The following is a 21,884-nucleotide window of genomic DNA, read 5'->3' as shown; positions in this document are numbered from 1 at the left end:
AGAGGGATAAGCTTTTTATGCCAAATGGATAGCAAAAATACGTATAAATTAATGCGCATGTAGCGGCAAAAAGTTGCCATAAATTGGGTTATCTTGCGTGGCTTAAGGGATTCAGGGGAGGCGCCCTCGGGAGACGGGAACGGTCGGGTCTCTTGGAGTGTTCTATAAACTGCGCATTTAATGCACAAGTCCACGCATTTCTTAACCAAACTGCGCCTCCGCAGCCGTGATGTTATGGGCCTGAGCTCAGCGAGGCTGTGAGGTCACGAACCTTCATTGAGCAAAATATGCGCTGTTCGGGAGGCTGAGCTGGTGCTCCACGCCTCCGGTCACGTCTTGCGGCGCCAAGGGGGGCGCAAAAATCAGCGAGCCGCCCGCGCCGTCCTGGCCGCCGCTTCGGCAGCCTCGGCAGCGGCTTTTTCCCTGCGCAGCTCGTCGGCCGTGATCCGGCGGATTTGCCCGTCCTCTCCCCTCACGATGATCGCGGTATTGGTCTGGATCGCAATCTCCCGCGCCATCTGAGCCGCCCTCTGAAGCGCGGCGGTGGCCCCCCTGAGTTCGGGGTCGGCAATTTTTGCAATCTCTTCAGGCGTCATGGCTGCATTCCTGCTCCCTTTTCAATGATGACCAGTGAAGGACCAGAATTATCGTACAAGGTCCACTCATCAACAGCCTGTTTGTAGTGCGTGTGAAAATTCCGCAGGCCCGCTGCAAAACGGCGGCGGATCACCCCTCCACTGCGCGTGGGGCGGCGGGCAGTGCCCGCTCCCATTTACTGTGCGGCTTGCTGTCGGGCGGAACGCCCGACGAGCAAGCCGCACAGTTGAAAACATCCGACCTTCCGGTCGGGTCGGAGATTTAACCCGTAAACCCTTTCGTCGCGACCGAATTGAAGGTGTTTGCTTCATCCGCGTTTAATTCCTCACGGCCTGTCGCGAAGCGACAGGGGGATGTCCCGTTAAATTTGCGATTTTGCTCGGGCGCGCAGCGCACGGGTAAAATCGCAAATTGAATGGCAGTGGCGACCCGCCACCGCCCCACGCGCAGTGGGGTCGTTGACCGTTTTATGGGCCGCAGCGACGTTGCCGCTGCGCGCAAGGGCTTCGACTCGTTCATTGTGCGAGCCGCTAGGCACTACGCGGAGCGGAGGCGAGAGGGGCGGGGGCGGACTTCTGCTGCTCGACGATGGCGAGCATGAGGTCGTTTTTGGAAATGCTGCCGAGGAGCGTTCCGCTGGCATCGACCACGGGCAGCCGCTGCACTTCGCTGCCGATGAATTTCCCCAATGCTTCGCTGAGCGACTGCTCGGGGCGCAGGGTCGGGAAATCCTCGCGCAGGATGTCGCCTGCGAGCACCAGATCGACCATTGAGGGCTCGCTCAGGTAGGGCTTGATGTCGTGGAGCGAGACGGCGCCGATCCAGCGGCGTGTGGCCTCATCGGCCACGTAGACGTTGTTGATCCGCACGCTGAGGAAGAGCTTGGCGAGCTCGGCGAAGTGCGCGCGCGGGCTCACGGTGGGCGGATCGACCTTGATGAGGTCGCGCACGCTGCGGTGCTCCAGCGCATGGGTGGGGCTTTCGGCTTCCTTGCGCTTGAGCACTTCGCCGTAGAGCGAGTGCGAGTCGATCCCCCGCGCCGTGAAGTAGGCGACGACGCTGCACAGCATCAGCGGCAGGATGATGTTGTAGCTCAGCGTCATCTCGAAGAGCAGGATGACCGCCATCAGCGGCGCGCGGCTCGCCGCCGAGAGGAAGGCGCCCATGCCCACAAGTGCAAAAGCCGAAGGATCGATGGCGGCCTGCGGCCACACGCCGTTTACGGCCGAGCCGAAGAGATAGCCGCCCGAGGCGCCCATAAACAGCGTGGGCGTAAATACGCCGCCCTGCGCGCCCGAGCCCACGGAGGAGGCGGTCGCCAGCCACTTGCAGACCAGGATGCCGATCAGGGCGAGCCATGCGATCCGCCCGTTTAAAATATCGACGACCACCGTGTAGCCGTTGCCCGCGACCTCGGGCACGCTGATGGCAATCGCGCCGACGAGCAGCCCGCCGAGCGTCAGCCGCGCGACGAGCGGGAGTTGCGTTTCGACAAACAGGGTTTCTGCGCGACGCAGCGAGCGCAGGAAAAACGGCGCCACCGCTCCCGCCAACAGGCCGAGCACGAGGTATGGACCCATCTCCAACGGCGAGTGCAGCTCGAAGCGCGGCACCGCGTACAGGGCGCCCGAGCTCCCCAGCGCCTGCATCGTGAGCGTGGCGGCGACGGCAGCCGCGATCAGCGCGCCGAGGCTCTCCATCGCGATGGTGCCGAGCAGGATCTCTGCCACGAAAAACGCGCCGCCGATCGGCGCGTGATAGGCCGAGGCGATCCCCGCCGCCGCGCCGCAAGCCACGAGCAGGCGCAACTGCTGCGGCGAAAAGCGCCGCCAGCGCCCGACCAGCGAGGCCAGCAAGGCAGCGAGCTGCACCAGCGAGCCTTCGCGCCCGACCGAGCCGCCCGAGCCGATTGTGAAGAGCGAGGCCGTGATTTTGACCAGACTGGTGCGCAGCGGCATCCGCCCGTCGCCGATCACGATGGCCTCCATGTAGTCGGTCGCGCTCTGGCCTTTGAGAAAACGCGCGCCGAGCAGCAGCACCGTACCCGCGAGCAAGCCGCCCAGCGCAGGCACGAGCAGCCGCGCCCACCACGGCAGCACGCGCATCGACTCGACCACGCCCGCCGTGGAGTTCGTCAGCACCTGGTGAACGCCTTCCGCACAGGCCGAGAAAAACAAGGCCGCCAGCGCGCCGAGCAGACCCGCCAGCGCGGCCCACATGAGCGTGACCTGCCACTCGGTCGGGTGCAGCTTCTCCGCCAGCCAGACCCGCCAGCGCATCAAGCGCAGCATGCGCTCCATAAACTGCTTGGCCGGATCGGTGACTGCCTTCATCGCGGAGACTTCGGGGGGGACTCTGCGCCGCGCTAACTGAGAAAGTCCAACTCGGATTGCTGCGCCTCGACGCGGGCGGCAGTGGCGGGAGCGAGCTCGGCGCTTGGGCTTGGGCCGGCGGCGGCGGTTTCTGCCGCGACAGCCTTGGCGGCGGCCGGAAGCGTTTGCGCCGCTGCGAAGTCGAGCTCGTCGGGACTCATCGTCGCCGCGAGCGCGGCGAGGTCGAGGCGGCCGCTGGGCCTGGGCGCATTGGCTCCAGCAGCGCGCAGCTCGGCGCGGCCATTTTCCGCAAGGCGAGCTGGCCCACCCGCGCTCGGGCCTGCGCCCACCGCGCTTGCACCGCCTGCTGCGCCGAGGGTCGCGGAGTCGCTGCCGCCCACGCTCGCGCCGAGCTCCACCAGGCTGCGTAGCGAGTCAAAGTGCGCGCCGAGGTCGATGTCCGCGCCCGTGCCACCGAGCAGCTTGTCGAAGAGCTCCTTCTTCTCTGCCTTCAGGTCCTGGATCCGCTCCTCGATCGTCCCCGCCGTCACCATCCGGTAAACGAAAACGGTATTCTCCTGGCCGATCCGGTGGACGCGGTCGACCGCCTGTGCCTCCACCGCCGGATTCCACCACGGGTCGAGCAGGAACACGTAGTCCGCCGCGTGCAGCGTGATGCCCGTGCCGGCGGCCTTTAGCGAGACGAGCATCGCCGCCGCGCCCACCGCATTTTGAAACTCCTGCACGGGTCGCTGCCGGTCGAGCGTGCCGCCGGTCAGCTCGAAGCGCGGGAGCAGCGGGTGATGCACATCGAGCGCGGCCTTCACGCGGTCGAGCAGTTTTACGAACTGCGAAAAGATCACGACCTTGTGGCCGCTCTCGATCACCTCGGCGAGCTTCTCGACCAGCAGCATGAGCTTGCCCGAATCGCTGAGCGGCGAGCTGCGCCACGGCAGCAGGTCGGGATCGCAGCAAGTCTGCCGCAGCCGCGTGAGCAGGGCGAGGAAGCCAAAGGATTTTTCGCGCAGGGCCACCGCCATATCGTCACCCAGCCGCTCCAGCCCCTCGGCGCAGGTGCGCGCGTACTCGGCCTTCTGCACGTCGCTGAGCGGGCACAGCAGCTCCATCTCGACTTTTTGCGGCAGCTCTGTGGCGACCTCGCGCTTCGTGCGCCGCAGGATAAAGGGCGCAAGCTGCGCGCGTAGCCGCTCGGTCGTCCCCACGCGGTCGCTGGCGAGCGCCGCCTCGAAGCTCGCGCGCGTGCCGAGCAGCCCCGGCAGTAAAAAGCGGAACAGGCTCCACAGGTCGAGCTGGCGGTTTTCCAGCGGCGTGCCGGTCAACACGATCCGCCGCCGCGCGCAGATCTCCCAGCAGGTCTGCGAGACCTTGGCGTCGGGGTTTTTGATAAACTGCCCTTCGTCGAGCACCGCGTAGTCGAAGCTTTGGTGGGCGAGCTGCTCGCGATGTTTGCGGAGCTGCGTGTAGCTGGCGATCCACACGAGCTCGGCTCGCCGGTCGCTCACAAAATCGTGGCTGCCCTTCAAGACTGCGGTGCGCAGCTCGGGCGCGAAGCGAGCGATCTCCTCCTGCCAAACGGGCACCACGCTGGCCGGACAAACAATCAGCGACGGGAGGTCCTTCGACCTTTCTATTTGGCGCGCTCCCGCTGGTCGCACGTCAGGCCTGGTAGCATTCCCAGCATCCACGGCAGATTCGGACGAAGAAGGCGCAGCTCCGTTGCCGTCGCGCAAGAATAAGGAGTCTGCGGCGCCTTCTGTTGGGCGCGCGTCTGCCTCAGTAACTTCCGCGGTGTTGGGTAAAGGCTTGGCAGCGGCGAAAGGCACTTCGTTTGCCCGGCGGGCGTGGCTCAGCAGCGTGATCACTTGCAGGGTTTTGCCGAGGCCCATCTCGTCGGCCAGCAAGCCGTGGCAGCCCAGCTCGCCCAGGTGCGCGAGCCACTCGACACCGCGCCGTTGGTAGGGCCGCAGAAGCTCGGGCAAGTCCGCCGCAGGCGGCGGCGCAGCGAGCAATCGCTGCCGCCATGCCTCGAGCTCGGGGCTGAGCGTGAGCTTCAGGCCCGCCTCGTTAAACAGGGAGAAAATCAGATAAGGCGGCAGCTCGGGCTCACCGCCTCCCTCACCCGACTGCCGAGCGGAAGAGGCGTTCGCGGCTTCGTTTGGCGCGGTGGCCCGACCGGCTTCCTCGGAGTGTTGCTCGCCGAGCTGCTTCGGTGAAGCTGCGCTCGGGAGCTCCGCTTGCGCCGCGCTCGCTGTGGCCAGGCTGCGCTTCGGCCCAAAGGTTTTATACGCACTCAGTTTTTCGGGCTCGATTGCGACGACGCCAAAGTTGGGCAGCAACACCGGCTTGCCCTCGCTCTTGAGCACCGTGCGCACCTCGCCGGGGCTCAGCAGTCTTTCGCCCACGCGGAAGATCCAGCGCAGGTTGATGCCCTCCACGGCGTCAACCGCGCCGCGCCAGTTGCGCGAGCCCGCGCTCGTCGCCCCCGCAGCCTTATCGGCCAAGGGCGAGTAGCCCCCTCCCCCGCTGTCGCTGCGCTGCGCGATGCCCTCGATGTCAATTGAGCGCGTGCCGTGCCGCAGATGCTCGGCGCGGGCGTCGATCTCGACCCGGAAGAGCTTCTCCCACGCGGGCAGCGTCGTTTTTAAAAACCTCGGGATCTCGACCAGCGATTCCATCAGGTAAACGCCGCTCGCCTGATCGTAGAGCAGGTGCGCCTTGCGCGCATAGGCCGCGAGCCCGATCAGCTTGGCTCGCTCTGCGCTGCTCACGTGCACACCGCTGTTCGCGCTGGCGCCGAGCGCGGGCTGGCGCGCGCCGTCTGCCTCCAGCCAATACGCCTGAAAGCTCAGCCCCGCCGAAGTGACCTTAAAATCAAGCAGCAGCTCACGGTTACTGCGGTTTTCGGGAGCGGAAGGAGCGGGAGAGGCGGGAGGTGCAGTCGTGGCGGCGGCAGAGACCTGAGGCGTGGCGCCGCTACGGCTCGCCGCAGGCAGCGAGTCGCTTTTGTCGCGGAGGGCTGGGCTCGGCTGATTCGGCGCGGGAGTTTTAGCGGCATCCGGGGCGGTTTTCGCAGCCGCCTTGGGGCGCTCGGGTGCGGCCGCTTCGAGGGAGTCGTCCGCCGTGGCCGGAATTTCGTCGGCGATGAGTTCTTCAATCTCGTGCAGCCCGGCCACCGCCAGCGCGCGCGCCTCCTCCAGGTCGGTCGTCGAAGAGCGCACATGGAGCCGCTCGCGTCCGCCCGAACTGGGCTCCCACTCGATCAAGGCGTATTCGTCGCGCTTATCGATACGGCGATGGATGATCGCCTCGCCCGCCGTCAGCTCCAGTTCGCGGACCTGCCCTTCGCGATAAAGCCGCCGCCCATTTTCTAACTGGCTTTCTTTAAAAGTGTTAGACCAATCTTCGCCCAGTTTTTCAAACCAGAATTCGAGCGATTGCGGTGTGTAGATGCGCTTTGTCGCATGGGGGTGCATCCGAAAAAAGGGATGACGGTAGGTCGCCCCAAAATGCGGGCAACCACGAACTGTGACTTAAGGGTTATTTATGGCCGCGGCCCGGCTCAACCAGTTGGGCGACCGCCCGCACAGTCCGCTCCACTGCGCCCACGTTTTGCGCGTGCCACGCCCGGCCCGCTGCGCCCATCGCCGCGCGCGCTGACGCGCCCGCCTCTGCAGTGAGTAGCGCGCACACCTGAGCGGCGAGCGCTTGCGGATCGGGCACCACGCGGGCCGCGCCACAGTTCACGAGCTCGCGGGCGATTGCCCTGAAATTCCCCATCCCGGGGCCAAACAAAATCGGCTTTCCCAGAATCGCCGATTCGACCGGCGTCTGCCCCTCAGTGTGCGGTGGCAGGCTTTTACCCACAAAGACGAGGTCGGCCACTTGCAGGAGCTGCTGGAGCTCGCCCGTCGTATCGGCCACCGCGACCTCCACGGCGGCAGTTGCTGCGGCATTGGGCGGCACACCTGCGAACCCGTCGGCCGAGCGCAAATAATCGGAGCGCAGCCGGTGGCTCAGCCCGCGCTCGCGCAGCAAGGCCGCGATCTCGCCGCGCCGCTCGGCATGCCGCGGCACCAGAACGAGCGAAATCGGTGGTGCGCCGCGATTGGCTGCTGCGGCGGCGGATGCGGAGGCCGCACGTACGCGCAAAAACGCATCGACCAGTGCGGCCTCTTCCCCCGGCCAGGTCGATGCACCCAAGAGAACGAGCGGTGCGCAGGTGGCGTCCTCGCCCGCCACCGCCCCGATGCCAAGCTCGCGCCGCAATTGCGCCCGGGCGTCTGCACCGAGCGGCGGCACGCGGACATCCAGTTTTATATTCCCCGTTGTCTCGATTTTCCCGGCGGCAAAACCCAGCGCGCGGAATCGCTGCGCGTCTTCCGGCGAGCAGGCGAGGATTTGCGTGATCCCGCCCAGCAGCGGCTTTACGGCCCACCGGGCGCGCCGCATGCGCCTGAAACTTCGGTCGGAAAGTCGCGCGTTGAGGCAGGCGACTGGCACACCGCGCCGCGCCGCTTGCGCGATGTGCTCGGGCCAGCGCTCGCCCTCCATGAGCAGCGCGAGGTCGGGATTTACGGCACGCCAGGCGCGCGCGCTAAAGAGCCACCAATCCAGCGGCAGGTAGCCGATCCCGATTGTTAAGGCGGTGTATCGCTCGCGCGCCAGGCGGTAGCCCGTGCTCGTCGTCGTGGTGAGGTAAACTTCGTGGCCCGCGCGCGCCCAGGCTTCCAGAAGCGGAGCGACCGCCAGCAGCTCGCCCACACTCACCGCTTGCAGCCAGATCCGCTGGCGCGCGGCGGCGGCGGTGCCATTCGCTGGCGAAACGTGCTTTGGCCGGAGCGGCGGCAGAGCGGGCACGCGGCCAAACCGTTGGGCGAAGCCCTCGCGATAACCGCCGCGCCGCCACATCCGCCGCAAGTAAAACGGTGCGCCGATCAGCAGCGCAAAGGGATAGAGTAGCCGGTAGAGCCAGAGCATCAGTGAAACGGGCGCTTGGCGCGGCGGCGGCTGTTGAGCGGGGGCTCCGTAAAAATCGCCGCCGATAGGTTGGTCGCCGTTACGCCTAGTGTACGCGTTTTTAACGGCGCGGACTCAGACTCGCGCAAAGGCGAGCGAGGCGTTGGTGCCGCCAAAGCCGAAGCAGTTGGAGAGCGCGGCGCGGACTTCGCGCCTTACTGCCACATTGGGCGTAAAGTTGAGCCCTGTTTCGGCGCAGGCCGGATCGATGTTTTCCAGATTGATCGTCGGCGGGACGGTGCCCTCGGCGATTGCCTTGACGGCGGCAAAGGCGCCGAGCGCACCCGCGCCGCCGAGCAGGTGGCCGGTCATCGACTTGACGCCGCTGACGTTGAGGCGCGGCGCGTGCTCGCCAAACACGCTGGCGATTGCGGCGGCTTCCTCGCCGTCGCCGCCCGGGGTCGAGGTCGCGTGGGCCGAGACGTAGTCGACCTCGCCGGGCGCAAGGCCGCCCGCAGCCAGTGCGGCCCGCATGGAGCGGGCCGAGCCTTCTCCCCCCGGAGCGAGCGAGGTGAGGTGGTACGCATCCGCGCTCGCTCCGTAGCCGCGCAGCTCGGCGTAGATCCGCGCCCCGCGCCGCCGCGCGTGCCCGTATTCTTCGAGCGCGAAAACGACCGCGCCCTCGCCGAGGACAAAGCCGTCGCGGTCGCGGTCGTAGGGGCGTGAGGCCGCCGCTGGCGCGTCGTTGCGCGTGGAGAGCGCGCGCATCTGCGCAAAGGCGCCGACTGCCAGAGGCGTGATGGTCGACTCGGCACCGCCCGCGAGCATCACATCCGCATCGCCGCGCGCGATGGCCGCCGCGGCCTCGCCGAGCGAGTGGCCGCTGGTCGCGCATGCGCTGGCGACACTCATGTTGGGCCCGCGAAAATCGAGCAGCAGGCTTACCTGACCCGCCAGCAGGTTGGGCGCGATCTGGATAATGAAGAACGGAGAGATTTTTCGAAACCCGCCTGCCTGCCACATGTCGTGCGTGGCCTCCATCTCGGGCAGGCCGCCCAGCCCCACGCCCAGGTTTACGCCCAGCCGCTCGGGCACGAGCGCGGCGCGCTGCGCATCCAGCCCGCTGTCCGCGTACGCCTCCACCGCAGCCACCGCGCCAAGATGGGTGAAGCGGCCAAACTTCTTCATGTCCTTCGGCGTAAAGACTTGGGTGAGCGGCGGCGCGTCCGGGCCGCGTGGCGAGAGCGCGGCCGCCAGCGGCGCGGTGGGCTCCAGCCCGCGCACCTCGCCCGCGATTTGCGCGGCGCAGCCGCTCGCGTCGAAGCGCGTGATCGGCCCGATCCCGCTGCGGCCCGCGATCAGTGCCGCCCAAGTCTCGGCGGCGCTGTTGCCGATGGGCGTCACCGCGCCCAGGCCAGTGACCACTACGCGGCGGCGCGCAGGAGGCGCAGAGGCGGGAGGGGCGGGAGGGGCGTTTTTCGCGGATGCGCTTTCGCCGCCAGAGATCGGGGAATTCGTATGGGTATTCATCAAAAACATCAAAAAAGCAGAGTGAGGAATGGGGAGCGTCTAAGGTGGCTATAGCTGAGTCGCTGTGGAGCGACTGCCAAGCGCGAAGCATCTTTGGCTTTGCCAGAGGGCGCGCTTTATGCCGCAGTCGCCCCCCACTCAACAGATGGAGCAATTGCACCCTTATTGGCGGATGGAATACATCGCCGCGCCTCGGTATCCGGAGACCGACCGCCCCTTCAGCGAGCTGCCTGCGCTGGGCGACGATGCCCGCGCACTCATCGTCTACCGCGGCCGCCTCAGCTACCTGCTGATGAATCGTTACCCGTATAACCCGGGGCATCTACTGGCGATCCCCTACCGCGAAGTTACCGACATCGAGGAGCTGAGCGTCGAGGAGCGCGGCGACCTGGGCGAAACGCTCGTCTACGCCAAGCGGCTGCTCACCGCCGCACTGCGGCCCGACGGGTTTAACATCGGCTACAACCTGGGCAGCGCAGCGGGCGGCTCGATCGCACACCTCCACGCGCACATCGTCCCGCGCTGGCAAGGCGACAGCAACTTCATGCCCGTGCTCGGGGGGACGCGCATCCTGCCGCAGTCGCTCGAAGCGCTGTGGGCGCGCTTGCGCGAAGTCGCCAGCACGCTCGGCCAAACCGGGAGTCCCGGGAGCGGCAGCAGCAGCAGCGCACCCGCTGCGCGGCAGCAACCTTCGCCGCCCGCTCAGACGGCGAGCGCCGTCGAGAAACAGACAGGCCCAAGCACATGAGTGCGCCCCTCTCTCAAACGCTCCACTTCGCCAATCCGCGGCACCGCGCCCAGCTCTACGCGGGCCGCGAGGAAAACCTCCCGCAGGCCGAAGCCCTCCTCGGAGTGCGGCTGACCGCGCGCGAAGACTGGATCAAGATCGAGGCACCAGGCGCCGAGCCGCTCGCCCGCGCAGCAGCGGCCTTTGCCTTTCTCGATGCGGCGCGCGGACAGGGGATGACGATCCGCACGCCCGACTTTGAGCGCATCGTCGAGACGTTTGCACGCGGCGAGGGCGAGTCGCTCCAGTCCCTCGTCACCCAGCCGCTGGTCATCCCGACTCACCGCAAGAGCATCGTCCCAAAAACGCTCGCGCAGAAGCTCTACCTCCAGTCGATCCTTCAGCATCCGGTCGTCTTCGGGATCGGCCCGGCGGGCACGGGCAAGACCTATCTCGCCATCGCCGCTGCCGTGCGCGCGCTGCTGCAAAACGAAGTGCAGCGCATCGTCCTCACGCGGCCCGCAGTCGAAGCAGGCGAGGCCCTCGGCTTCCTCCCGGGCGATTTGCGCGAAAAGATCCTCCCCTACCTGCGCCCGCTCTACGATGGACTCGGCGACATGCTCGCCACCGATGAGATCGGGCGGCTCAGCGAAAAGGGGATTCTGGAAATCGCCCCGCTGGCCTACATGCGCGGTCGCACGCTCTCCAATGCCTTCGTCATCCTCGACGAAGCGCAAAACACGAGCCCTGAGCAGATGATGATGTTCCTGACGCGGCTCGGCGAAGACTCGCGAATGGTGATCACCGGAGACGTCACCCAGGTCGATCTGCCGCGCAGCAAACAGTCCGGCCTGATCGAGGTGCAGCACATCTTGAATCACATCCCGGGAATCGCCTTTCACCGGTTCTCCGGCTCCGACGTCGTCCGCCACCCGCTCGTGCAAAAAATCATCACCGCGTACGACCAGTTCCCAAACCCGATTCAGCCGGAGGAGGGTTAGCTGAAAAGCAGGTCACACCCTACCCCGCCGCACACTCGCAAACGCCCTTCGAACACACGCAGCACTCCGCGCGTCCATAGCGAACAATAGGCTACCACCGCGATACCATGTCTTTTACCAACCGCATCAAAACACTCCTCGGCCTGCGCCGACATCGACGGCGGGCCGAGCCCACCGCCTTCATGGTCTTTCTGGAGGGCAGCCGGATCGTTACCGCGCTCATCTTTTTCACGACGATCGCGGCCATTGTCGCGATCAGCTCCGCAGGGCTAAACACCGCGCACCTGCCCGTCCTCCAAGGGCAAATCGCTACCGTCCGTATCGCCGCCACGGTGCCCTTTTCGTACGAAAGCGCGCTGCGTACTGCGGCTGCCCAAGAGCAAGTGCTGGAGCGCGTGCCACCGGTCTACCGGCTCGATTCGGCTGCGCTGCACACCTTTGAAGAAGCGCTGCGCACGCTGCACGCGCGCACGGTCGAGCTCCAGGCACAGGCGGGCGGAGAAGCCTCTACTGCTGCCGAAGCCCATGCGGATGCGGGCACTCCCCTTGATCCGAAAAACGCGCCCGCCGAAGCCGCCGGGAAACCCACGGTCGGCGATTCGCTCGCGCTCGCGTTTCAGGCGTTTAATGCAGCCGGGCCTTACCGCGCCCAGCTCGATGATTTTAAAACCCTGCTCGCCCAGGTGCCCTCGGCCGAGCGGCGCGGCGCCCTCCTCCAGGCGGGGCTCGACACGCTCGCCCAGATTTACGCCGACGGCGTCCACGACGGCAGCCTCAGCTCGGGCTCCACGCAGCAACAGGAAGGCAGCGTCCCGCTGATCCAGATCGCGGGCCCGGGGGACAGCGTCACGACCCGCCGGATCCAGTCCCAGGAACAGGCGCTTACCTACCTGCGGCTCAACCTTTCGGGCGAAGACGTGCCGCGCGCCGCGCAAGTCGCGCTGTTCCGGCTGCTGCGCCACGGCGTCCGGCCCAATCTCGTTTTCGACCGCGAAGCCACGAGCGAGCGCCAGCGCGAGACACTTGCCAACCTGAAGCCAGTGACTGTGGAAGTCTCTCGCGGCGAGACGATCATTGAGCCCGACATGCGCGTCAGCCCCGAGCAGTACGAGATGCTCATGGCGCACCGCCAAGCCCTGCGCGAGAGCGGCGCAGGCGAGCTCGACGAGCGCATGCAGCTCTTTGGCCGCGTGCTCCTCGTCCTCGCGATGGTGCTCGCCAGCGTCTTCTACGTGCGGCTCGAAGACCGCGAAACTTTCCAGAGCAATGGCCGCCTGGGGCTGCTCGCGCTCGTCGTCATCCTCAACATCGCGCTCGTGCGGCTCGTCTTCTCGCTGGCCGAGATGGACTTCTTCGCGGCCAACAGCGACTGGGCCTCTACCCTGCCCTACATCGCGCCATCGGCCTTTGCGCCGCTGATCCTCGCCATCCTCATCGATGCGGGCTCAGCCATTTTCATGGCCCTGTTTATCTCGATCTTCACGGGGCTGATTTATGGCAACCGGCTCGACCTTCTGGTGGTGACCTTCCTCGCCTCCACCGTCGCGATTTTCTCCTGCCAGGACGTGCGGCGGCGCAGCCAGGTGGTCCGCGCGGCAGGCTTCGGCGGACTGGCGATTGCGCTGTTCGCGCTGCTCGTGGGCTATGCCGAGCAGTTTCCGGCGGCGACCTTGCTCAAGCAGTTTGGCGTCGGCCTCGCCTCGGGCGTGACGACCGGCATCCTCGTCGTCGGCCTGCTGCCGATTTTTGAAACGCTATTCAAGCGCACCACAAACATCACGCTGCTGGAGCTCACCGACTACAATCACCCGCTGCTGCGCAAAATGCAGCTCGAAGCGCCCGGCACCTACCACCACTCGCTCGTCGTCGCCCAGCTCTCGGAAACCGCCTCGACTGCCATCGGTGCCAACGGACTGCTCGCCCGCGTTTGCGCGCTGTACCACGACATCGGCAAGACGGTGATGCCCGAGTACTTTATCGAAAACCAGCGCGGCGGCGAAAACCCGCACGATGAAAACAACCCCTCGCTCTCCGCGCTCATCATCAAAAGCCACGTCAAGGAAGGCGTCGATATCGCCCGCAAGCACCACCTGCCGCGACCGATCATCGACGTCATCCGCGAGCACCACGGCACTTCGCTGATCCGTTACTTCTACCACCGCGAGCGCGAGCGCACACAAAACAGCAACGCCGCGGCAAACAACACCGCACACCTCCCGGGCATCGCGCCCGCAGCGGTCGCCGAGAGCACCTACCGCTACGACGGGCCGCTCCCCAGTTTTAAGGAAAGCGCGATCATCTCGCTGGCCGACGGGATCGAGGCCGCCTCGCGCAGCCTGCGCCAGCTCACCCCGCAGCACATCAACGAGCTGATCGACTCCGTCATCAGCGAGCGCGTCGAGACCGGCCAGCTCGACGAATCCTCGCTCACCTTTGCCGAGCTGAGCGTCGTCAAGGAGAGCTTCTCGCACAGCATGATCAACATGCTGCACTCGCGCATCGAGTACCCCAGCACCGACAAGCCCGCCAAGCCGTGAGCCGCCCCCGCCCGATCAGCATTGCCAACCAACACCCCGCGCTGCGGCTCGACCGCGCGGCAGTGCGCCGCGTTATCAGCACGCTGGACGCCGTGGCGGCCTCGACCAAGGGCACCTTTCGCGAAGGCGTCCCGGGCGGCGAACTGTCGATCGTTTTCATGACCGATCCGGCACTCGCCCAGCTCCACGCCGATTTTCTGGACGACCCCACGCCGACGGATGTCATCACCTTTGAGGGCACGCCCGAGCTCGGCACTGCGGGCGAGATCTGCGTCTCGGCAGACCGCGCCGCCGACTACGCGCAGTCGCAAGGTAGGGATTTTTCGGAGGAACTCACGCTGTACCTCGTCCACGGCTGGCTGCACCTGGCGGGCTACGACGACCTCCAGCCCGCACTAAAACGCCAAATGCGCGCCGCCGAGAAACGCGCCATGCGCGCGCTCGCAGACGCGGGCCTGCGGCCCCGTTTTTCGCTCACCGCTTAGGCGTACGACGCGCCGGTGGGCCGCGGGCCACGTCCTCCGCCCCTGCGATCTCCCGCCCGTCACCGCGCCAAATAGCTTTGCGCGGGAGAGCAGGGTAAGCGAGATCTCTACGCTCTCCCAGCCATGCCCAACTCCTCTACCGAGCACCCCAAGCTAGTCACCTTTCGCAATGCATTTTTCACCGGACTGGTGCTGGTCGCGCCACTGATGGTGACGCTATGGGCCCTGCTCAAAATCATTGAGCTCGTCGGAGGCCGGGCCCGCCCGCTCCTCATCCACCTGCTCCCCTTGCAGCTCCAGTTACGCCCCGGGCTGACCCTGTTTTGGGACATCCTGTCGACGGTCGTCGTCCTGCTGCTCGTCGCCCTGCTCGGCTACATCTCACGACACGTCTTTGCCCGCTTCCTCATCCGCACCAGCGAGCGACTCATGCTCGTGATCCCCGGTGCAGGGCCGATCTACAACACGGTCAAACAAATCGTGGGCACCTTCGGCGTACAAAACCGCAACCTCTTCAGCAAAGTCGTGCTCGTAGAGTTCCCGCGGCGCGGCTCGTGGATGATCGGTTTTCTCACCAGTAAATCACAAGCCGAGCCGCAGGTAAAAACCGGTATGGGCGAGCCCTGGAGCGTCTTCGTCCCCACCACGCCCAACCCCACCAGCGGCTTCCTCCTGCTGCTGCGGCCCGAAGAAATTGTGGAGCTCGAAATGAGCGTGGCCGACGGCATGAAGCTCATCATCTCCGGCGGCAGTGTCATCCCCCCCTGGCCCCCGCCGAAGGACGCGCCGGTGGCGGCTACGCGCGAATCAGAGGCTTAAAAATCTTGTGCGAGCGGTACGCTCGCACCCGGGAAATTTCCTGTGCCAAGTCGTCCTGCTGTTACCGGCTCACCGCTCCAACCCAATACCCCTCCTGCCGTGCCCGGGTTGCTTTTAAAGACTCAAGGGATCGTCCTCGTGAAGCGATTGCCGAGGGAAAAGTTTCAGGGGCTCACTGTTTTCTCGGCTGAGCACGGGCAGCTTGATCTGTGGCAAAGACTCCCGAAAAACGCGGGCAGTGGCGCGGCGCAAAACAGCCCCCGCCGCGCAGCGAAAACCTCAATAAAGGGCTCCAGCCTCGCGCCGCTCGATCTCTTCGACGAAGCCGAGTTCTTGGCCGAGAGCCCCAACCAAGGGCAGTCCTGGTTTATCAAGGAAAGCCGCCTGCTGCATCGCGAAAGCGGCATCGCCCGCAGCTACGACACGCTGCGCCACGCCTGCGAGTTCACCGCCATGCTCGCCCGCAACCCCGTCCCCGAAGAGGTTCGCGCTGGCACGATGCGGCTCCTGCGCCAAGCGCTCAGCTCCTTTGCCACAAGCGGACGGCCCGACATCGTTCACCTGAAGGCGCTCTATTGCTTTGCGCGCGACGAGGGGTACCCGCTGCGCCAGCACTGGCTCCCCGCGCTCCCTGCCGAGCTCCGCGCTCTCGCTGGCGAACTGATTCACCAGCCCATCGCCACACAAAGCCCGCCAACCGACACCGTCGCTACCCTCCACGCCCACCTCTGCGATTACCTCCGCACCCACACTGAAATATTGGTCGATTAGGGCGCGGCAGCATTTGGCTGCAAGTTGCTGAAGCACTGTCACTCAAGAACCGACTCACCCACCAGAGCGCGCGCCCAGGAAGGCGGGTGGCTCACAGCCTGCGGTACTCTTCCTCGGCTTGAGTGAGGGTGAGTGCGGGCGTCTCCTTCAGGCGGCTGTGGAAATGGCGCAGGAAGGGGACGACTTGCGGAGCGCCCGTAGCGATTTCGCGCATAAACATCCGCCCGAGCACACCGGCGCGTGCGGCGTAGCCGGTTTCCTGACAGCGGCGCAGGGTCGCCCCCACATCGTAGGCGACCGACCTGTGCTCCACGCGCACCGCGTGTGTGCGAGCGCTGCCTTTGGTCAAAACGCAAAACTGGGCGCGCGGTTGACCGTCGAGTGGCAGCCCCACTGAGCCCGTCGTCACAATCCGCCGCCCCCGCCACTGCCGAGTGGAGCAAAAGTGATTGTGCGAGCGCACGATCAGTTTCGGAGCGGGTTTTGAAAACATGGGGTCAATCATCTCGCTCGGCGTGTGTGGCCAGATGGAGTCGGCGTCGCTGCGTTGCGAGGCGTGGACGACGAGCAGTCCCGGCCAGTCTGCAGAGGCCCACATAAGCGGCAGCGCAGCGAGCTCGGCACGCTGGGCCGCGCTCAGGTTTTCAACCGTGTAGTGCAGCGGCGCGAATTGCTCTGTAGCGAAGACCGGATCGGCCTGCGGCGTGCCGTAGTCGAAAACGTAGCGTTCGTGATTTCCGCGAATGATCGGGCAGCCGAGTGACTTCACTCGCTCCCAGCACAGGGCCGAGTCGGGCCCGCCGTCCACCACGTCGCCCGAGACGAGGAGCTGATCGGGCGAGAGCCGCTCAATCTCTTTGAGCACCGCTTCGAGAGCAGGGAGGTTGCCGTGAATATCGCCAAGAACCGCGAGTCGCATCCGGGAGAAAGCAGCAAGGCAGGTGGGGCTTTGCTACTTCTTTTATCGAAACGAAGCCCCCTCCCCTTCGCTCGCGCTCCCTCCCCGCCCTACCTGTCCTATCAACGAAGCGGGGCGAGCCTAGGGCGTTTACGAGCGCGATTCCAAACTGCGGGGAAACTGGCAGGGGCAACGGCCAGCAATGGCCTGTGCCACCCGTGCGGTGCGGCGCGCCCGATCAATCTATCAACAAAAGTGCGTCGAGGATTCGGCGTTCGATGAGGTGATTCCCATCCGTGGCGAAGCGTTCGTAGGGGCTGCTTACGACTTCTCCGTCGATGACCATCACGGTCGAGCCGCCGCCATCCAGGTTGATCGCGTTCTCAACGCCGAGCCAGCGCATGACGTCGCGCACTTCGGAAATCTTGGCGCCCACGCTGACTACGCCGCCTTCGGCGGAGGCAGCGGGTGAGGTAGGAGGGGCGTATTGATCGCCGTCGATGGTGATCAGGTAAATTTTCCCATCGGCGGCGATCCCCGCCGCAGTGCGCGAGGTGCGGCTCTCCCGTCGATCCGCCCAGACGGGCTCGCCATCCTTGATCAAAATCGGCACGCCGCGAAACGCGCTGAGCTCGGGCCGCCCGGGCACGCGCAGGTCGAGCGCCACGCGTTCGCGCGCAGCGACTGTCGCGGCCAGCTTCGCCCGCCACTTGCCCGTAGCGAGCAGCACGAGATCGTCATCCGCGAGCGGGCGCGCGGTGCTTGGGGTGATCAAGGAGAGCAGCCCGACTTTGCTCAATCGCACGGCGAGGGCCGCCGCCGCCGCGCCTGAGTCGACGCGCTCCGCGTACTCGTAGATTTCGGGCCGCAGCGCGACGAGGTCGTCCCCTCCTCGCGGCATCCGGTTAATGCCGGTGAGCTGTGCGGTTTTTCCGCTGCTCACCCACTTGAGCGTGGGCAACGGCGGCGACAGGTGCGGCTGCTCGACCCACGCCTTCACGCCCTCCTCCGTGTTCTCGACAAAGAATACGGGGCCGTCGTCGGGCTCGTTGTACCACTCGCCCCGGACGATTGAGGTGCCGCTGGATGACGGCAGTTGGTTGGGCACCACGCCCGGGCGCATGTAGCCGTGAAAGAAGCCTGCGTTGATGGCGACTGGGGCGTTATGCGCGCGAGCAATCTCCGAGGTGACCGTGACGCCGCGCTCGCGGGCCGAGACCAACTTTCCGTGGAACTGCGCGGGATCGATCACGACGACGTTCATATTCCACGGCCCATTGGCCCAACTGACGAAGGACGCGCGGTGCCGCGCCTGTAGTCCCGCGCGCAGCTCCTCATCGCAGTCGAGCTGCACGAGCACCTCGATCGCCTCGGCCTTGGTGGCGAACTCGCCCGCCGACAGGATCGAGTACTGCTGCCCGCCGAGCGGTGCCTGGAAGCGATCTTCACGCACGTCGAGCCCTGCGCTTTCGAAACAGGCCCGCAGCGCGGTGGCAGTTTCTTCGCTGATCTCGGCGTTCAGCACGCCCGACGCGATTACCCAATGATTCCCCGGCAAGTGATACCCGCGCTGCACATGCACGTAGGTAACGCCGGGGCGAATGAACTTTGCCGTGCGCGTTTCAGGCAGCTCCACGCGGCCGAGCGGGAGCTCCGCTTCCGGCAAAACCCGATCCATCGCCGTCGATAGCGGTGCGGTGGCCACCACGCCGAAGAGCGCAGCCAGCAGCGGGCTCAGTTTCACAAAGTAACGAAGGGATTTTTTAAGAAGCATAGCAGGGGGAAGAAATTGAGGCCCGATAGGGATCGGGGTATCCGAGCTGGGGGGGGAGACCAAAGTTGACGGCTGCGTACGAGGGCGCCCGCACGAGAAGCCAGCACGCAGCGTTATCAATCCAACAGCAAAAGCACGTCGAGGTAGCGGCGTTCGCGTATCTGGCCGCTGATCGGATCAACGGGGCGGCTCGCGAGCTCGCCCTCAATCACCATAACGCCGCCGCCATCCAGGTTGATCGCGTCGGTCGCGCCGAGAAACTGCATGACGTTGCGCAGCTCCGAGAGCTTCGCACCTACGCTGCCCAAGCTGCCGTCAGCCGGCGGGGCGGGTGGGTCGTAACGGTCGGAGTCGATTGTGATCAGGTAAATCTTACCCGCGGCATCAATACCGGCTGCCGTACGCGCGTAGCGAACATCCCGCCGATCCGCCAAGACGGGCTCGCCATTCTTGATCAAAATCGGGCCGCCGCGAAAGGCGCTGAGCTCGGGCCGCCCGGGCACGCGCAAGTCGAGCGCCATACGCTCGCGCGCCGCGAGCGCCGCTTCCAGTTTCGCCCGCCACTTGCCCGCGCCGAGCAGTATCAGATCGCCGGCATCAGACGACCGGGAAGCCGCGCCCCTTTCCTCGTTCGCGCGCGAGAGCTCACCGCTTTTGCTCAAGCGCAGCACGAGCACATCGGCGGCGACGGAGCCAAAACGCTTCGAGTGCTCGTAAATCTCTGGTCGCAGCGCGATGAGCTCGTCCCCTTTTCGCGGCATCCGGTTAATGCCGGTGAGTGTCACGGTCTCGCCGCTGCCCAGCCACTTAAGCTGCGGAAGAGGCAGCTCGCCGTGCGGCTGGCTGATCCACGCCTTCACGCCCGCGCCAGTATTTTCGACAAAGAGAACCGCCCCGTCGTCGGGCTCGTTATACCACTCGCCGCGGATGATCGAAATGCCGCTGGAGCTCGCGAGCTGGGTTGGCTCGGTGCCCGGGGGCGGATAGCCGTGAAAGAAGCTCCCGTTGATGGCGACAGGCGCTTGGTGCGCGCGAGCGATTTCCGAAACAACAGAAACTCCGGGCCGCCGCGCCGAGATCAGCGTCCCTTTGTAAAGGGCTGGGTCGATAACGATCACGTCCAGCGTCCACGGCCCGTACACCCAACCGCCGAGCGCGGCTCGGTGCTGCACCTGCAAGCTGCCGCTGCAATCGAGCTGCGCGAGCGCTGCTGCTGCCTCCGCTTTGCTGCGAAACCCGCCCGCCGAAAGCACCGAATACGCCTCCCCACCACGCGGAGCTTGAAAACGATCCTCGTGTACCTTGAGCCCCGCTTTCTGGAAACACTCGCGCAGTCCGGAAATCGCAGCCGCATTATTGAGCGAACCCGAAAAAATCGCCCAATGGCCCCCCTCCTGCCCCTCCACATGATGGCCCCGCTCCACATGCACATGCGTCACGCCCGGGCGAATCTCTCGCGTCGTGCGCGTTTCCGGTAACTCCAGACGGCCAAGCGGAAATTCCGCTTCCGGCACAACGGACGCGGCTGAGAAAAGGGCGGTAGGCATAAGCAAGCTCAAGGGCAGGGCCAAGTTCAGGGAGGCACGAAAGCGCCGTGTTTTACCAAGGGGCATGGGTGAAGAGACTGGGGAGGCGGTAAGGGCATTCGCCAAACAAGAGCCGCAATGTAACAAAGGCTCTCGCTCAGCGCAGAAGAAACGGCGGGACGGAAACGCAGCTCACCCGCAAAGAAAAGCGGGAAATGCGCAAGGCCCTGAGCATCTGCCTGGCAGGCTCAAAACCTTGGCAAGGCGACCCTACGCGCCACACGCCAAAACAGGCGAGCATGCCCCCACCCAGAGAGCGAAAGAAGCTGGAGCGCGCGCAGAGCTTTTATTTGGAGCGGGCCCGATTCGCCTCTTGCAGCGTGAAGAGGTCGCGGAGGTTGAGGCTGAGTTTGTCCTGCACGGCTTGGAGCTGGCTGTAGAGGGCGTGGCGGTGTTTGTCGGGTTTGCAGGCGCGGGCTTCGTCAACGGCGACGAGGGCGTCGGTCAGCGCACTGATCTTCGCCTTGGGGTCGGTTTGGCGTTGGAGCGCCCAAGCCGCCTGGATCGCGCCGCCGAGGGCCGCGCCTTCGTCTTCGACCATCGGGACGACGCGCGCGCCAAACACATCGGCCATGATTTGACGCCACGCCGAGGAGCGCGCACCGCCGCCGGTCACGCGGATTTCTTTTGCGTCAACACCGAGCTTGGCGAGGCGGCGCAGGCCGTAGTTCATCCCGAGCGTCACGCCTTCCATCGCAGCGCGCGCGAGGTGCGCCGCACTGAGCGTGTGCGTAGTAAGCCCGAGGAGCGCGCCAGTGCCGTTGGGGACGTTGGGCGTGCGCTCGCCCGCGAGGTAGGGCAGAAAAACGAGTCCGTCTGCGCCAGCGGGTAGGCTCGCCACCGCATCATTGAAAGCGGCATGGTCTTGGCCGAAGAGTCCGCGCACGGCCTCGGTGGCGGTGGTCACATTCATCGTGCACAACAGCGGCAGCCAGCCGTCAGTCGAGTCGCAGAAGGCCGCGATCTCGCCCTCGGGGTCGACGACTGGTTTCTGCGCGTAAGCGTAGATCGTGCCGCTGGTGCCGAAGCTCGCAGTGACGACGCCTGCGCGCACGTTACCGGTGCCGATGGCACCCATCATGTTGTCGCCGCCGCCTGCGGAGACGATGGTATCGGCGGGCAGCCCGTAGCGCCGGGCGATTTGTGGGAGCAGTGTGCCCACGATTTCGTCGGAGCGGGAAAGTGGCGGCAGTACCTCGGCCAGACGCGGATCAATCGCGTCAATCGCTGCGCGCGACCACTGGCGGCGGCGCACGTCCATCAGGGCCGTGCCCGAAGCGTCGCCGTACTCCATGAAGGCGCGGCCCGTGAGGTAGAAGTTGAGGTAGTCGTGCGGGAGCAGCACTTTCCCGAGTGCGCCTTTGGCGAACAGGCGGCGGAAGTTCGCGGGCTCGTTGCGCTTTAGCCAAAGGAGTTTTGGCGCGGTGTACCCGGGGAGAAATGGTACGCCTGTTTTGCGCAAGACGGCCTTGGCCCCGCCGAGCTTGGCGGTGAGCAGCGCGCACTCCTTGGCGGTCGAGGTGTCGCACCACAGCTTCGCGGGGCGGATCGGCTCACCCGCGGCATCAAGGACGACGAGTCCATGCTGCTGGCCCGAGATTCCGATCCCGCGAACTTGTTTGGCGCGGCGCGACCCGATCTTGCTGACGACCGCCGCGATCACGGTGTCGAGCGCCTGCGTCCAATCCCGCGGGTGCTGCTCCATGTGGCCCGCGGGCAGCCCCTCAATCAAGGCGTGCGGGGCTTGGGCGCGCGCCAGAGTCTTGCGCTGCTCCAGGTCGAGAACGACGGCCTTGGTGCTCTGTGTGCCGGAATCGATACCGATAAACAAACTCATGGGGACGGTGGGTGTTTTCTAGAATTTGGGATG

General features: G+C 65.6%; 15 protein-coding genes. 6 read left to right on the top strand and 9 right to left on the bottom strand.

Annotation, left to right across the window (positions count from 1 at the left end; translation table 11 throughout):
* Nucleotides 1–362: 362 nt before the first annotated feature.
* From AXK11_RS05465 to fabF, 5 genes are all read right to left on the bottom strand, one after another.
* On the bottom strand, nucleotides 363–596 hold the full coding sequence (locus AXK11_RS05465) for a hypothetical protein (protein ID WP_068630095.1): 234 nt from the start codon (nucleotides 594–596) through the stop codon (nucleotides 363–365).
* Between the two features lie 531 nt (nucleotides 597–1,127).
* Nucleotides 1,128–2,930, bottom strand: a complete 1,803-nt coding sequence (locus AXK11_RS05460) for a ClcB-like voltage-gated chloride channel protein (protein ID WP_082780925.1) — start codon at nucleotides 2,928–2,930, stop codon at nucleotides 1,128–1,130.
* A gap of 32 nt (nucleotides 2,931–2,962) precedes the next feature.
* Complete coding sequence (locus AXK11_RS09435) at nucleotides 2,963–6,403, bottom strand: DEAD/DEAH box helicase (protein ID WP_156469218.1); 3,441 nt, start codon at nucleotides 6,401–6,403, stop codon at nucleotides 2,963–2,965.
* A gap of 64 nt (nucleotides 6,404–6,467) precedes the next feature.
* On the bottom strand, nucleotides 6,468–7,907 hold the full coding sequence (locus AXK11_RS05450) for a 3-deoxy-D-manno-octulosonic acid transferase (RefSeq protein WP_068630093.1): 1,440 nt from the start codon (nucleotides 7,905–7,907) through the stop codon (nucleotides 6,468–6,470).
* A 114-nt stretch (nucleotides 7,908–8,021) separates the two neighbouring features.
* Nucleotides 8,022–9,416, bottom strand: a complete 1,395-nt coding sequence (gene fabF, locus AXK11_RS05445; RefSeq protein WP_082780933.1) for a beta-ketoacyl-ACP synthase II — start codon at nucleotides 9,414–9,416, stop codon at nucleotides 8,022–8,024.
* A 118-nt stretch (nucleotides 9,417–9,534) separates the two neighbouring features.
* On the opposite strand from fabF, the gene AXK11_RS05440 reads away from it, so the two are divergent.
* The 6 genes from AXK11_RS05440 to AXK11_RS05415 all read left to right on the top strand — a co-directional run bounded on the left by AXK11_RS05440 (nucleotide 9,535) and on the right by AXK11_RS05415 (nucleotide 15,756).
* Nucleotides 9,535–10,164 carry an HIT family protein gene (locus AXK11_RS05440; protein ID WP_231865771.1) on the top strand — a complete coding sequence of 210 codons (630 nt, stop codon included), beginning with the start codon at nucleotides 9,535–9,537 and terminating at the stop codon, nucleotides 10,162–10,164.
* A complete protein-coding gene (locus AXK11_RS05435; protein WP_068630088.1) occupies nucleotides 10,161–11,144 on the top strand; it encodes a PhoH family protein in 984 nt (327 codons plus the stop codon). The genes AXK11_RS05440 and AXK11_RS05435 overlap by 4 nt, the downstream gene beginning before the upstream one ends.
* 107 nt (nucleotides 11,145–11,251) lie before the next feature.
* Nucleotides 11,252–13,681 (top strand): HD family phosphohydrolase, encoded by a 2,430-nt coding sequence (locus AXK11_RS05430; RefSeq protein WP_068630086.1) that lies wholly within the window; start codon nucleotides 11,252–11,254, stop codon nucleotides 13,679–13,681.
* Nucleotides 13,678–14,166 carry an rRNA maturation RNase YbeY gene (gene ybeY, locus AXK11_RS05425; RefSeq protein WP_068630085.1) on the top strand — a complete coding sequence of 163 codons (489 nt, stop codon included), beginning with the start codon at nucleotides 13,678–13,680 and terminating at the stop codon, nucleotides 14,164–14,166. The genes AXK11_RS05430 and ybeY overlap by 4 nt, the downstream gene beginning before the upstream one ends.
* Before the next feature lie 123 nt (nucleotides 14,167–14,289).
* Nucleotides 14,290–14,985, top strand: coding sequence for a DUF502 domain-containing protein (locus AXK11_RS05420; RefSeq protein ID WP_068630082.1), 696 nt, complete (start codon nucleotides 14,290–14,292; stop codon nucleotides 14,983–14,985).
* A 108-nt stretch (nucleotides 14,986–15,093) separates the two neighbouring features.
* On the top strand, nucleotides 15,094–15,756 hold the full coding sequence (locus AXK11_RS05415) for a hypothetical protein (protein WP_068630080.1): 663 nt from the start codon (nucleotides 15,094–15,096) through the stop codon (nucleotides 15,754–15,756).
* Between the two features lie 91 nt (nucleotides 15,757–15,847).
* Here the strand turns inward: AXK11_RS05415 and AXK11_RS05410 are convergent, their stop codons facing one another.
* From AXK11_RS05410 to xylB, 4 genes are all read right to left on the bottom strand, one after another.
* The gene (locus AXK11_RS05410) at nucleotides 15,848–16,675 is read right to left on the bottom strand and encodes a metallophosphoesterase family protein (RefSeq protein WP_068630077.1); all 828 of its coding nucleotides are present in this window, start codon (nucleotides 16,673–16,675) and stop codon (nucleotides 15,848–15,850) included.
* Between the two features lie 217 nt (nucleotides 16,676–16,892).
* On the bottom strand, nucleotides 16,893–18,428 hold the full coding sequence (locus AXK11_RS05405) for a phosphodiester glycosidase family protein (protein WP_082780924.1): 1,536 nt from the start codon (nucleotides 18,426–18,428) through the stop codon (nucleotides 16,893–16,895).
* Nucleotides 18,429–18,544: 116 nt separating this feature from the next.
* On the bottom strand, nucleotides 18,545–19,975 hold the full coding sequence (locus AXK11_RS05400) for a phosphodiester glycosidase family protein (RefSeq protein ID WP_197456816.1): 1,431 nt from the start codon (nucleotides 19,973–19,975) through the stop codon (nucleotides 18,545–18,547).
* Nucleotides 19,976–20,300: 325 nt separating this feature from the next.
* Nucleotides 20,301–21,851 (bottom strand): xylulokinase, encoded by a 1,551-nt coding sequence (gene xylB / locus AXK11_RS05395; RefSeq protein WP_068630071.1) that lies wholly within the window; start codon nucleotides 21,849–21,851, stop codon nucleotides 20,301–20,303.
* Between the last annotated feature and the right edge of the window lie 33 nt (nucleotides 21,852–21,884).

Source organism: Cephaloticoccus primus (genome assembly GCF_001580015.1).
Taxonomy (GTDB): domain Bacteria; phylum Verrucomicrobiota; class Verrucomicrobiia; order Opitutales; family Opitutaceae; genus Cephaloticoccus; species Cephaloticoccus primus.
This window is presented reverse-complemented; position numbering and strand designations above follow the sequence as displayed.

Bases quoted from the DNA above. Each gene is read 5' to 3' on its own strand.
- AXK11_RS05465 (WP_068630095.1), bottom strand. From the start codon at position 596: ATGACGCCTGAAGAGATTGCAAAAATTGCCGACCCCGAACTCAGGGGG.
- AXK11_RS05460 (WP_082780925.1), bottom strand. From the start codon at position 2,930: ATGAAGGCAGTCACCGATCCGGCCAAGCAGTTTATGGAGCGCATGCTG.
- AXK11_RS09435 (WP_156469218.1), bottom strand. From the start codon at position 6,403: ATGCACCCCCATGCGACAAAGCGCATCTACACACCGCAATCGCTCGAA.
- AXK11_RS05450 (WP_068630093.1), bottom strand. From the start codon at position 7,907: ATGCTCTGGCTCTACCGGCTACTCTATCCCTTTGCGCTGCTGATCGGC.
- fabF (WP_082780933.1), bottom strand. From the start codon at position 9,416: ATGAATACCCATACGAATTCCCCGATCTCTGGCGGCGAAAGCGCATCC.
- AXK11_RS05440 (WP_231865771.1), top strand. From the start codon at position 9,535: ATGCCGCAGTCGCCCCCCACTCAACAGATGGAGCAATTGCACCCTTAT.
- AXK11_RS05435 (WP_068630088.1), top strand. From the start codon at position 10,161: ATGAGTGCGCCCCTCTCTCAAACGCTCCACTTCGCCAATCCGCGGCAC.
- AXK11_RS05430 (WP_068630086.1), top strand. From the start codon at position 11,252: ATGTCTTTTACCAACCGCATCAAAACACTCCTCGGCCTGCGCCGACAT.
- AXK11_RS05420 (WP_068630082.1), top strand. From the start codon at position 14,290: ATGCCCAACTCCTCTACCGAGCACCCCAAGCTAGTCACCTTTCGCAAT.
- AXK11_RS05410 (WP_068630077.1), bottom strand. From the start codon at position 16,675: ATGCGACTCGCGGTTCTTGGCGATATTCACGGCAACCTCCCTGCTCTC.
- AXK11_RS05405 (WP_082780924.1), bottom strand. From the start codon at position 18,428: ATGCTTCTTAAAAAATCCCTTCGTTACTTTGTGAAACTGAGCCCGCTG.
- AXK11_RS05400 (WP_197456816.1), bottom strand. From the start codon at position 19,975: ATGCCTACCGCCCTTTTCTCAGCCGCGTCCGTTGTGCCGGAAGCGGAA.
- xylB (WP_068630071.1), bottom strand. From the start codon at position 21,851: ATGAGTTTGTTTATCGGTATCGATTCCGGCACACAGAGCACCAAGGCC.